Here is a 12,910-nt window from a genome sequence, read left to right as displayed (position 1 = left end):
GAATTGATTAATACAATTATATTACATTGATTTTACATGCTGTTGTTTACGTTTCGAAATACATTTGTCAAAGAAAATTAATCGAAAATTATTAATAATTAAAACAATAAAACAATGAAAAAATTTTTCGCAGTAGTTGCAGTAGCAGCTTTATCTTTAGGAGCAGTATCTTGTGGTGAGAAAAAAGCAGAAGAAGCAGTAGAAAATACAACTGACTCTTTAGCAACTCAAACTGACTCTTTAGCAGCTCAAACTGATTCTTTAGCAGCTAAAACTGATTCTTTAGTAGAAAAAACTGATTCTTTAGCAACTAAAGTTGAAGGTGCAGCTAAGGAAGTAGCTCCAGCTACTGAAGCTCCAGCAAAATAATTTGAAATAACATTCAGATCATATAAAGAAACCACTTATTAGATAAGTGGTTTTTTTATGCTGTTTTTCGATGTAAATAGCGAGTTAACTTGATAGATAAATCTAAAAGTATAATTTTAGAATTACCATTTCGCTCGATATGATACGACGCTTCATTAATTTCATTTAAAATATCTTCGATATTAGCTCCATGTATAAAAGGCGCAAAACCTTGCCATTTAAAACCTTCTGCATTAATTTGTAAAAAAACTAAATCATCAGATTGATACGTTTTTAACAAAGCTTGACGAAAAATCTCTGAACAATAATTCAAAAAATCTTTTTGTTCACTTCTCGACCAACTTGCAATTTGATTCGACCAATCAATCAAATCTTTTAAAACGGTTGGCGTTTTGGCTGCCATAAAGGCTTTTCGAACCCAAGTCACAAAATACTTATCGAATAAATGTTCGTCATCATTCAATTGATGCAACGCTTCTCGTACATTTCCTTGCGATAAAAAAGCGATATGTTGCGCTTTTTCTGGATTAATATTTTTCTTCTCAATTAGATAATTCTTTATATCCGATTGCGATAAACGAGGAATTTTAACCAATTGACAACGAGAAGTAATAGTTTGTAGAATCAAATCTTCACGTTCTGTTACCAATAAAAAAAGTGTTTTTTGAGGCGGTTCTTCAATTATTTTCAACAATTTATTTGCAGCTGCAGTAGTCATTTCCTCAGCTTGCCAAATAATCATGATTTTATAGCCTCCTTCGTAACTATTTAGCGCTAATGTTTTGACGATTTCATCCGCTTCATCAACAGGAATAACGCCTTGTTTTTTCTCAATACCAAGATGAGACATCCAATCCGTTAAATTTCCATAGACATTTTCGTCTACAAAAGTTCGCCAATCGTTTAATAAATACTTAGCAAGTGGCTTTTTTACACTTTCTGTTGCTGAATAAGGAAAAGAAAAATGTAAATCGGGATGTTGTAATTTATCAACTTTCAGATTGCATTGTTCGTTATTCAAACCACACAAAACTTCACGTGCATAAGCAATTGCCAAAGCCAAAGTTCCCGAACCTTCTGGACCAGAAAAAAGCTGAGCATGACTTATACGACCATCTTTTATAGATTGTTGAAGCTTGTTTTTAATCTCCTGTTGTCCAATTATATTTTCCCAAAGCATAGTCCAAAGTTACTATTTTTATTTTTCAGAATTTATCATACTTTTTAATCGATTGATTTCTTCTAAATTAGCAATTCCAGAATCATCAATCATCGCTGATGAATGAAAGTAAGTAGCGTTTGTATATGAATCAATTTCTTCAATATTTGTTGAGCGCAAACCACCTCCAGGCATAATTGTGATTTGATTTTCTGCTTTTTTAACAAGGTTTTTTAATTCACGTTTTCCATCATAAACATTACTATCTAAACCAGAAGTTAAAATAGTTTTGAATCCTAAATCAATCACGATTTGAAGTGAATTTTCGGCATCAGAAGTTCTGTCAAAAGCGCGATGAAAAGTACAAGGAAAAGGTTTTGCAAGTTCAATTAATTCATGATTTCGTTCAAAATCGATTTCGTTATCTTCATTCAAAATTCCAAAAACAAAACCATCAATTCTAAAATTTTTAATCATGATGATTTCAGATTTCATTTGTTCAAATTCTTCATCAGAATAACAAAAGTCTCCATCACGAGGGCGAATCATCACCATAATTTCTTTATCTGTTTCTTTTCTTAATGTTTTGATATCTTCAAAACTAGGTGTAATTCCGCCTGTTGAAACATCAGCACATAACTCGATTCTATCTGCATTTGATTTTGCTGCAACTAAAGCTGATTCTAAATTAAAGCAAGCAATTTCTATTTTTTTCATTTTGTAATAGATTTTCCGTCAATTAAACGATTTCCAGTTTCATCATAAACCGCAAAGTTAAAGCCAGGATGAATACAATATGAACCATATTCGCCTTGTTTGTTAATTGCAATAAAACCAACTTGAATCGCCGATAAATCTTTTTTACGCGATTTTGTTAATTTAATGATTCGATGAACAGCCTCCTTACATGCATTTTCTGGCGAATAACCTTGACGCATCAACTCCACAACCAAATGACTTCCCGCAATACGAATCACTTCTTCACCATGACCAGTAGCGGTTGCTGCACCAATTTCGTTATCAACATATAAACCTGCGCCGATAATTGGTGAATCACCAACACGTCCGTGCATTTTGTACGCCATTCCGCTCGTAGTACAAGCTCCAGAAAGATTTCCATAGGAATCTAAGGCAATCATTCCAATTGTATCATGATTTTCGATATTGATAGGCATCTGATAATTAGTATCTTTCAACCATTCTTTCCACTCTTTTTCGGAAACATCAGTTAATAAATTCTCTTTTTTGAAGCCTTTTTCCAACGCAAATTGAAGTGCACCATTTCCAACTAACATCACGTGTGGTGTATCTTCCATTACCTTTCGCGCAACAGAAATTGGATGTTTGATATACTCTAAACTAGCAACAGAACCAATATTTGCTTGATCGTCCATAATACATGCATCTAAAGTTACTTTTCCATCGCGATCAGGACGTCCACCATAACCAACACTTCGTTCATTTGGATCAGCTTCGACCAATTTTACGCCTTGCTCTACAGCATCTAAAGCTGTTCCATTATTACCTAAAACTTTCCAAGCTTCGGCATTAGCTTCAATTCCAAAACGCCAAGTAGAAAGAACAATTGGTTTATTGATTTTTGTTGAAGTAGTTGATCTTTTAGATGTAGTTTGCGCATTAAGATCAAGTTTTGTTGTACCTAAAAGTAAGCCTAAAGCTCCAAGATTTTTTATGAAATTTCTTCTATTACTCATGTGTTAATCGATTTCTAAATTGTGTTAAAACAAATATAATCCATATTATTGTATAACAGAATTTCTGTCAATCAAAACACTAAAAACTAATGAGATCAACTTTACTATCATTTATTCTGATGATGTTTTCATCATTAATTTTTGCTCAGAAAAATAATTATGCACAATATGTTAATCCGTTTATTGGAACAGGTGGACATGGACATACATTTCCTGGAGCGACTTTACCATTCGGAATGGTTCAACTTTCTCCAGATACTCGAATTGATGGAAGTTGGGATGGTTGTGGTGGTTATCATTATTCTGATGATTTTATTTATGGTTTTTCACATACACATCTAAATGGAACAGGAGTTTCTGATTATGGTGACATTATGTTGATGCCAACGCTTAATCAGAAAGGATTTAATCAGACTGATTATGGTTCTAAATTTTCGCATAAAAATGAAAAAGCAACAGCAGGATATTATCAAGTTTTGTTAGATAAATATAATGTCAATGTTCGATTAACGGCAACAACTCACGTTGGTTTGCATGAATATACTTTTAATAAAGCTGGTGACGCAAATATCATTTTAGATCTTAATCATCGTGATAAATTAGTTGACGGAGAAGTGAAAATTGTAGACGCTAAAACACTTTATGTTTACAGAAATTCGGAAGAATGGGCGAAGAATCAAAAGATTTTTGCCAAGATAGAATTTAATGTTCCATTGAAATTAACTGCTTCAAAAGACGGAAATATAATATCTAAAACATTTAAAGGAAATGAAATTGCCTTGGCTTTTGGTAAAAAAGTAAAGAAAGGTGAGAAGATTATGGTAAAAGTGACCTTATCTACAACTGGATATAATGGAACGGATGTTAATAGCAAAGAATTAACAACTTTTGATTTTTCTAAAACGAAAGCCGCTGCTGAAAAGGCTTGGGACAAAGAATTATCGAAGATTGAAGTGAAATCTTCAGATAAGAATAAACTAACTATTTTTTATACAGCGATGTATCACACGATGATGCAACCAAATATTTCGCAAGATTTGAATGGAAATTATCGTGGAATGGACGATCAAATTCATTTGGCAAATAATTTCGATTATTATTCGGTTTTTTCACTTTGGGATACTTTTCGTGCTGCGCATCCTTTGTATACCTTGATTGAGAAGAGAAGAACGATTGATTTTATTAACACATTTATCAAGCATTACGAACAAGGTGGACGTTTACCTGTTTGGGAATTAGCGAGTAACGAAACCGATTGTATGATTGGTTATCACTCGGTTTCTGTGATTGCTGATGCAATGGTAAAAGGTTTCAAAGGCTTTGATTATGAGAAAGCTTATGAAGCAGCAAAACATTCGGCAATGTTAGATCATTTGGGATTGAAAGCTTACAAACAAAACGGATTTATTTCGATTGACGATGAACACGAATCAGTTTCTAAAACATTAGAATATGCGTACGATGATTGGTGTATTGCGCAAATGGCATTGATTTTAAATAAACACGACGATTATAATTACTTTATCGAACGTTCTCAATATTGGAAAAATTTATTCAATCATGAGACAAAATTTATTCAGCCAAAGAAAAATGGAGGTTGGCTAAAACCTTTTGATCCGCGTGAAGTAAACAATAATTACACAGAGGCGAATGGTTGTCAATACACGTTTTTTGCACCGCAAGATATTAATGGAATGATTGATTTTTATGGTGGAAAAGATGGTTTTGATGCAAAATTAGATGAATTATTTAATGCACCATCAGAAACAACAGGTCGGGAGCAAGTGGATGTTACGGGACTTATCGGGCAATATGCGCAAGGAAATGAGCCGAGTCATCACGTGGCTTTTTTGTACAATTACATTGATAAGCCAAAAAAAACAAAAGAATTGGTTCATAAAATTTTGAATGAACATTACAAAAACTCGCCAGATGGATTGATTGGAAATGAAGATTGTGGGCAGATGAGCGCGTGGTACGTTTTGGCTTCGATGGGAATTTATAGCGTTACGCCAGGTTCGGGAATGTGGACGACTGTTGAGCCGTATTTTGATGAAATCACGATTAATCTAGAAGATGGAACGAAGCGTATAATCACGAAAAATAATTACAAAGAAAATCAATTTTTAGGATTTGAATTTTTGAAAGATAGAGAGATTAAACCTATTTCTGAAAGTGAAAAAATTGTAACAATTCCAGTTTTGGTTGCTGAAGACAGATCATTTCAAAATAAAATGAATGTTGAAGTAAAATCTTCTGAACCAAATGCGAAAATCTATGTTTCTGTGAATGGTAAAAAAGCAGAAATCTATAAAAAACCAATTTCAATCAAAGAAACAACTACAATTTCTTCTTTTGTGGAAGTGAATGGAAAGAAAAGTAAAACAATTTCTGGAACATTTACTAAGAAACCAAATGATTATACAATTCAGTTGAATTCTACCTACACACCGCAATATCATGCAGGTGGATATGATCAAAATTTTGATGCAATTGTTGACATGAAAAAAACGAAATCCGTTTCTTCGGTTGTCATGAATTTCTTGCAAGATTCTCGTTCTTGGATTGTCTTACCTACAAAATTAGAAGTCTATACATCGAAAGATAATCAGAATTTTAAATTGGTTGGAATGTTAGAAAAACAAGTTGATGCATTTGATAATAACGTGTTTTCTGATTCATGGAAAATTCAGTTTAAAGAAGAAAAAGCACGTTACATCAAAGTAAAAGCAACAAATTATGGTGCTTTCCCAAAAGGTCATTTAGCAGAACCTTTTCAAGGAAAGTCGTATATTTTTGTAGATGAAATAACAGTGAAATAGTGAATAAAAAGTTAATTGTTTTTAATTTAATCGTTATTGGATTAATACTTTTATTTCCAATAATAAATTTTTGTTGGATACATAGTTCTTCAAATTATACTTTTTGGGATATTTATTATCAAACCGAATATCATGAAATTATTTACATTCTTATTGGAATAATTATTTTCTCAAGTTTAATTAGTTTGTTTAAATACAGTAAGTTGATTAATGTTAATTTAGTTTTAACTTCAGTTTTTTTTATGATTATAATTGGAGTATTTATAAATGACATAATTAAATTAAAAAAGGAAGAAAAAGAATACATAGAAAGAGCAAAAGAAGATATTAAAAATGATAAAATTATTTTTCTTCATTCAGGAGGATTTCCTTTACCAGAATTTAGTTCTGAAACCTATGCTAAAATTGACAGTATTCACAATAAATATGGAGTAGATTATATAAATATTGGAGTTTTAGATTTTAAACATGATAAATTAGAACTAAAATATGAAGAAACTGTAAAGCCTTATCTTGAAAAACGTAATGGTAAAGATTGGAAGAAACGAATGCAAAAAGAATTAGATGCAATAAAAAAGGAAAAACTTTATTAACTAAACTTTAGTTAACTTTTTCGTAACTTTATATTCGAAATTAAAGAAAATGCAAACAGAAATTTTAAACAAAACATTACAAAATCGTTCTATCAATCCAACAGCGATGCGTTTGTTGGTTTTAGATAAATTGATGAAAACTGACGTTGCATTAAGTTTAGCTGATTTAGAAATTGAGATGGATCAAGCAGATCGCGTTACGATTTATAGAACATTAAAAACGTTTGAAGAAAATAAATTAATTCATTCCATAGAGGACGGAACGGGTTCTAAAAAATATGCGCTTTGTGAGTCGAGTTGCAAATGTACGCCTGAGTTTACGCATGCTCATTTTCATTGTAACAATTGTAATCAGACGTTTTGTTTGAGAAATATTCATTTGCCAGAAATCAATCTACCCAAAAATTTCGAAGTCGAACAATCTTCTTTTATCTTAAAAGGAATATGCGATCAATGTAAATCCTAAACTTTGCAACCAGATTGCAGCAACAACTTTATAATTTTGAAATATAAATTTTTAATTATGTCTAAAGCTTGTTGTAGTACGTCAAATGACGAACATAAAGATACTCATAATCACAATCACGAAGGTCATGACCACGAACACAATAATAGTAAAATTTTATTAGGTGCCAGTTTAGCTATTTTCTTTGCCGGAATTTTTGTTCAATATGTTTTAAAACCAACTTGGTTTGTTGATAATCAAATTATTCGTTTGATATGGTTTGGCATTTCTTATATTATAGTAGCATTTCCTGTTTGGGGAGAAGCCTTTAAATTAGCTAAAAAGCTAGATTTCTTCAATGAATTTTCGTTGATGGGAATTGCGACTTTAGGTGCTTTCATTATTGGCGAATATCCAGAAGGTGTAGCGGTAATGTTGTTTTATACAATTGGCGAAATGTTCCAAGAAGCGGCGGTTAATAAGGCAAAAGGAAATATTAAAGCCTTATTAGATGTTCGTCCAGACACAGCGCATGTTTTACGAAATGGTAATTTCGAAACAATAAAACCACAAGATGTGGTAATTGGAGAAACAATTCAGGTAAAAGTTGGGGAAAAAGTTCCGTTAGATGGAATTATGATTTCAGATAAAGGAAGTTTTAATACTGCGGCTTTGACGGGAGAAAGTAAACCTTCAACGTATAAAATAGGAGAAACTGTTTTGGCAGGAATGTTAAATCTTGAAAATGTAATTGAAATTCAAACGACGAAAAAATTTGAAGATAGTTCGATTGCAAAAATTTTACAAATGGTTCAAGATGCAGCTTCTCGCAAAGCTCCAACTGAATTATTTATCCGAAAATTTGCAAAAATATATACGCCAATTGTTTTCTTTTTAGCGGCTGCTTTGGTGATTACTCCTTATTTCTTTGTTGATAATTACGATTTTAATGATTGGTTATACAGAGGTTTAGTTTTCTTGGTTGTTTCTTGTCCTTGTGCATTAGTTATTTCGGTTCCATTGGGTTATTTTGGTGGAATTGGAGCAGCTTCACGCAACGGAATTTTAGTAAAAGGTTCTAACTTTTTAGATTTAATGGCGAAAGTAAACACAGTTGTGATGGATAAAACAGGAACAATGACGGAAGGCGTTTTCGAAGTTCAAAAAATTGAAACTAATCTTCCTGAAAACGATTTTTTAAATCTTGTTTCGGCTTTAGAAAAGCAATCTACGCATCCAATTGCGAAAGCGATTGTGGCAAGTCATCCTTCAGAATTGAAAGCGATAGAAGTGGAAGAAATTTCTGGAAAAGGTTTGAAAGGAAAAGTTGATGGAAAAATAGTTTTAGCTGGAAATACTAAATTATTAGATCATTTCTCGATTCAATATCCACAAGAAATTCATGATATTGTAGAAAGTATTGTGGTGGTTGCAGTTGATGAAAAATATGCAGGATATATTACAATTGCTGATAAAATCAAGGAAGATGCGCAACAAGCAATTCAGAAAATGAAAGCTTTAGGTGTTTCGAAAACGATTATGTTGAGTGGAGATAAAAATACCATTACGCAAAAAGTTGCAAAAGAAGTTGGTGTTGATGAAGCTTTTGGTGGATTGTTACCAGAAGGAAAAGTAGAGAAAGTTGAAGCATTGAAAAAAGATCAAAATCAAGTGGTGGCTTTCGTAGGTGATGGAATCAATGATGCGCCTGTTCTAGCGCTTTCTGATGTCGGAATTGCGATGGGTGGACTTGGAAGCGATGCTGCGATAGAAACTGCAGATGTTGTAATCCAAACCGATCAACCTTCTAAAATTGCAACGGCGATAAAAATTGGTCGTGAAACAAAAAAGATTGTGATTCAGAATATCATTTTAGCAATGGGCGTTAAAATTATCGTGCTTTTCCTTGGAGCAGAAGGAATTGCCAATATGTGGGAAGCTGTTTTTGCAGATGTAGGTGTTGCTTTATTAGCAATTTTGAATGCTGTTCGAATTCAACGAATGAAATTTTAGATAAAAAATAAAGCGATCAATTGATCGCTTATTTTTTTATGTATAAATCTTTCATCAAATCTAAATCAACCTTTAAAATATCAGTTAAATAATTTTCGACTGAACCAAAATTCTTATTAATCGCTTCATAAGAGCTTTCCAAATATTCAGGTAAAACATCAATTAGATATTTATAATTCGGATCGATCTTTAAGATGTGTGCATATTTTTGTTCCAAAAAGATATTAGAAGCCAAGTAATCATCCATAATTGTATCTAAATCGACTTTCAAAGCAGATAAAATCATTGCTGTTGCAAATCCAGTTCGATCTTTTCCTGCAGTACAATGAAATAAAATTGGCGTTCTATTTTTATGTTGAATAATATCAAAAAAGCTTTTGTATTGCGTTTGACATGTTTTATCTAAAACAAAATCCTCGTAGATTTTACACATAAATTCTTTCGGATTTGAAATTCCAGCTTTGAATTGTTTCACTAAATTTTCGAAATGTCCAGAAGAAATATCCAAATGAACTTCGTGATTACAACTATTTGGAATGCGATCTTGATTTTTTAAACGTTCGTAAGTCGTGCGTAAATCAATAATTGTTCGAATTGGAAAATCGTTTAAAATCTCCAAATCATCATCTGTCAAATTTGCTAAATCATCAGATCGAATTAACAATCCTTTTCTAATGACTTCATTTTTTGTGTTAATTATTCCACCTAAATCTCTGCAATTAAATCCGCCTTCAAGTGGAAGAGTTCTTTGTCCGAGCGAGATTTCGCATAAAGTATTTTCCATTTTCTGTTCGTTTTTTAGGTTATTTTTAATATGTAAAAGTTAAGGTTAATTATTTAGTTATCATATTAAAATCGTATTAAAAAAAGTATAACTTTTTACTTTAACATTTTATTATTCTTATTCAATCTAAATTTACTTTATATTCGTATAGAATTAGAATAAATCTAAATAATCTGATGGGAGATAAAGTGAAAATTGCGAAGGAGAAGTTCATCTTAAAAAAGAAAGAATTTGTGACACCACATCTTATTCGCGTTCATTTGGAAAATGATGATGTATCTTTTTTTAAGGATACAACGTTGGGCGGAACATGTAAATTACTTTTTCCACCGCTTGGGATCCGTGATATTCACTATGCTGAGTATGATGAAGAGAATCAAAAATGGATTTCGCCATCAGAAAAATTTAAACCAGTTTCTCGTACCTATACGTTGCGCGATATTGATGCAAAAAACAATGTGATTGTGATTGATATTGCAAATCATGGATTGAATGGTCCAGGATCGCGTTGGGCAAATGAGGCGAAAGTTGGAGATATGATTGGAGTTTCGATGAAGTCGAAAAAAAAAGATTTGGCTCCAAAAACAGATTTCATTTTCTTGGCTGCAGATTTAACAGGCTTGCCTGTAATTTCAGCAATTATAGAGTCGCTTCCTGCTAAAACAAACGGAATTGTTTGTGTGGAAGTCCCAACAGAAGATGATATTCACCAAATTGAAACGAAAGCAAATTTAGAATTTAAATGGATTGTGAATCAAAATGTAGGAAGCGGAATAGCTTTATATAGTTTGACAAAAAATCAGAAATTTCCGAAACGCAAAGACGGAAAACGATTTGCTTATGTTGCGGGGGAATCTAAATCTGTAAAGGAAATAAAATCATTTTTTAAAGATGATTTAGAATGGAAAAAAGACGAATTTTATTGTACATCGCATTGGAAAGCAGGAAAAGCAGAGAAAAATGCATTAGAAAATTGTCACGATAAAATAGAACAAGAATTGTTGGTAAGAGTTTTCTAAAAACAAGAGGGATATTTAATCAAAAAGCTTTATCAGAAATGGTGAAGCTTTTTTTGTTATCTTTAAATTTCTAATTGCATTAAAATGAAGTATATCTTATTGTTGTTGTTTTCAGTTTCAGTTTTTGGTCAAGAAAAATTTAAAGTAGAATATGAAAGACGGAATTTTATTAATTTGAATGATCCGAATCCAGAATCGAAAAGATTAAGAGAGGAAATGTTTTCGAAACCAAAATATATTGCTCTTTCTGTCGATGCAAATCAATGTCTTTCACAAGAAATAGAACGAATTGATAATTCGCAAGGACCAAAATATTCGATGAAAGTTTTAGGTGGTTTTAAAGATTTGGAAAGCTTTTATGATTTCGATACGAATTCAAAAATAATCATGAGAGAAATGGATTCCAAATTGTATAATATCTCTGATTCCATTGCAACTTATAAATGGAGTATTACGCGAGAATCCAAAAAAATAAAAGGTTATGATGTACGAAAAGCAGTAGCTGTTGACGCTAATTTCAACATAGAAGCGTGGTATGTTCCTTCGATAAAATCAAAATGTGGACCAGATGAATACAATGGTTTGCCAGGATTATTATTAGAACTGAAGAAAACTTCTTTGAAAGATGAAAATCAGTATACAACTTATAAGTTAGAATCAATTTCGATTGACGATAAGCTGAAACTACAAAAACCAACGAAAGGAAAAGTAATTTCGACACCAGAATTTGATAAAATTGAGAAAGAATATTATCAAAAAATACAAGAAAATATCAACAAAAAAACAGGAGTTGATAAAGATGATTAACAAAAAAACGGCTCAATTTTGAGCCGTTTTTTTGTTATTTTGATTCAATAATCGTAAACTTACTTATTAAGAAATTCATCAATTTCAGTGTGGTTATTCAACCAATCTTTTGCCATTTCGAATGCAGATAAATTTTTGCTTAATTCTAGTGGGTGTTCCTTAAGTAATTTTAAAAATTGTTGATTAATCAAATCAATTGTGTAGCGTTCCGCTTGATTAAGCTGTTGTTTTTCTCGGTTTGATGCGTAATAATTATTTTCATTAATAAAATTGAAATAATCATTGACCAATTCCCAAAGTTCAGGAATTCCTTTTCCGATTAATCCAGAACCGATAATTGATTTTCTTTTCCATTGAGAAGATTTGGTTGGTAAAAATTGCAATGAACGAACAATATCCAATTTTGCATCTTTCACTAATTTTTCTTGAAACGAATCTGATTTATTGACAAAAATTAAATCAGCCATTTCCATAATTCCTCGTTTTATTCCTTGTAAATCATCTCCAGAACCCGGAAGTTGAAGAAATAAGAAGAGATCTGAAATTTCATTTACTAAGGTTTCAGATTGTCCAACACCGACAGTTTCAATCAAAATATTTTCAAACCCTGCTGCTTCGCATAATAAAATTGCTTCATATGTACGTGAGGTAACACCACCTAAAGAACCGTTAGAAGCGCTTGGACGTATATAAGCATTCTCTTCTCGCGATAAGTCCTCCATGCGTGTTTTGTCGCCTAAAATACTTCCTTTTGAAAGGGAACTACTTGGATCAATTGCTAAAATCGCTACTTTTTCACCTTTACTTAGAATATATTTCCCCAAAGATTCGATAAAAGTACTTTTACCAACACCGGGAATTCCTGTAATGGCAATTCTTTTTGAAGTTTTGGAAACAGGTAATAAACTAATGATATGTTGCGCTAATTTCAAATCGTCTAAACGATTGCTTTCGGCTAGTGTAATAGCTCTTGATAAGGCAAAACGATCGCCTTCTTTTATTTTTTGAGCAAGTATTTCGGGGTCAATTTTTCGCATAAGACACAATCTTAGATTAAAGATAAAGTCTTAATTAAGAATAAAAAAATACAATCGAAATTTGTGAATGTATTTTATATAGCTCTTGCATTGATTGGTATAAAAAATAAAACAAATATAATTGTTTATATATTTTAAATTCAATTA

At 31.8% G+C, this 12,910-nt stretch carries 12 protein-coding genes; 7 read left to right on the top strand and 5 right to left on the bottom strand.

The annotated features are described in order from the left end of the window. Positions 1-114: 114 nt before the first annotated feature. Positions 115-369, top strand: a complete 255-nt coding sequence (locus B3792_RS07870) for a hypothetical protein (protein ID WP_038334756.1) — start codon at positions 115-117, stop codon at positions 367-369. A gap of 55 nt (positions 370-424) precedes the next feature. Here the strand turns inward: B3792_RS07870 and B3792_RS07865 are convergent, their stop codons facing one another. From B3792_RS07865 to B3792_RS07855, 3 genes are read right to left on the bottom strand one after another with little or no spacing between them, the layout of a single operon-like run. Beyond that, complete coding sequence (locus B3792_RS07865) at positions 425-1,549, bottom strand: ATP-binding protein (RefSeq protein ID WP_221854121.1); 1,125 nt, start codon at positions 1,547-1,549, stop codon at positions 425-427. Between the two features lie 18 nt (positions 1,550-1,567). Further along, complete coding sequence (locus B3792_RS07860) at positions 1,568-2,245, bottom strand: copper homeostasis protein CutC (RefSeq protein ID WP_221854122.1); 678 nt, start codon at positions 2,243-2,245, stop codon at positions 1,568-1,570. Beyond that, positions 2,242-3,243, bottom strand: a complete 1,002-nt coding sequence (locus B3792_RS07855; RefSeq protein WP_114998363.1) for an isoaspartyl peptidase/L-asparaginase family protein — start codon at positions 3,241-3,243, stop codon at positions 2,242-2,244. The genes B3792_RS07860 and B3792_RS07855 overlap by 4 nt, the downstream gene beginning before the upstream one ends. A gap of 89 nt (positions 3,244-3,332) precedes the next feature. Between B3792_RS07855 and B3792_RS07850 the strand changes: the two genes are divergently transcribed. From B3792_RS07850 to B3792_RS07835, 4 genes are read left to right on the top strand one after another with little or no spacing between them, the layout of a single operon-like run. Further along, on the top strand, positions 3,333-6,065 hold the full coding sequence (locus B3792_RS07850) for a GH92 family glycosyl hydrolase (RefSeq protein WP_291046233.1): 2,733 nt from the start codon (positions 3,333-3,335) through the stop codon (positions 6,063-6,065). After that, complete coding sequence (locus B3792_RS07845; protein WP_219034963.1) at positions 6,065-6,658, top strand: hypothetical protein; 594 nt, start codon at positions 6,065-6,067, stop codon at positions 6,656-6,658. Before B3792_RS07850 ends, B3792_RS07845 begins: the two co-directional genes overlap by 1 nt. A 49-nt stretch (positions 6,659-6,707) precedes the next feature. Further along, positions 6,708-7,124, top strand: coding sequence for a Fur family transcriptional regulator (locus B3792_RS07840; protein ID WP_291069302.1), 417 nt, complete (start codon positions 6,708-6,710; stop codon positions 7,122-7,124). A gap of 57 nt (positions 7,125-7,181) precedes the next feature. Next, positions 7,182-9,116 (top strand): heavy metal translocating P-type ATPase, encoded by a 1,935-nt coding sequence (locus tag B3792_RS07835; protein WP_291051881.1) that lies wholly within the window; start codon positions 7,182-7,184, stop codon positions 9,114-9,116. Positions 9,117-9,144: 28 nt separating this feature from the next. Here B3792_RS07835 and B3792_RS07830 read toward each other — a convergent pair whose 3' ends face one another. Continuing rightward, positions 9,145-9,900: a tyrosine-protein phosphatase gene (locus B3792_RS07830; RefSeq protein ID WP_280050893.1), complete on the bottom strand. Its 756-nt coding sequence runs from the start codon at positions 9,898-9,900 to the stop codon at positions 9,145-9,147. Between the two features lie 176 nt (positions 9,901-10,076). Here B3792_RS07830 and B3792_RS07825 point away from each other — a divergent pair, with 176 nt between their 5' ends. After that, positions 10,077-10,919, top strand: coding sequence for a siderophore-interacting protein (locus B3792_RS07825; RefSeq protein WP_125349936.1), 843 nt, complete (start codon positions 10,077-10,079; stop codon positions 10,917-10,919). 84 nt (positions 10,920-11,003) lie between these two features. After that, positions 11,004-11,726 carry a GLPGLI family protein gene (locus tag B3792_RS07820; RefSeq protein WP_125349935.1) on the top strand — a complete coding sequence of 241 codons (723 nt, stop codon included), beginning with the start codon at positions 11,004-11,006 and terminating at the stop codon, positions 11,724-11,726. 59 nt (positions 11,727-11,785) lie between these two features. On the opposite strand, the gene meaB is transcribed toward B3792_RS07820, so the two are convergent. After that, entirely contained in the window at positions 11,786-12,763 is a 978-nt protein-coding gene (gene meaB, locus B3792_RS07815) for a methylmalonyl Co-A mutase-associated GTPase MeaB (protein WP_125349934.1), read from the bottom strand. Positions 12,764-12,910: the final 147 nt, after the last annotated feature.

Origin of the sequence: Empedobacter sp. UBA5924 (genome assembly GCF_002431085.1) — a bacterium.
Classification (GTDB): Bacteria; Bacteroidota; Bacteroidia; order Flavobacteriales; family Weeksellaceae; genus Empedobacter; species Empedobacter falsenii_B.
Note: the sequence above shows the minus strand (reverse complement) of the source record. Positions and strands in the feature narration are given on the sequence as shown.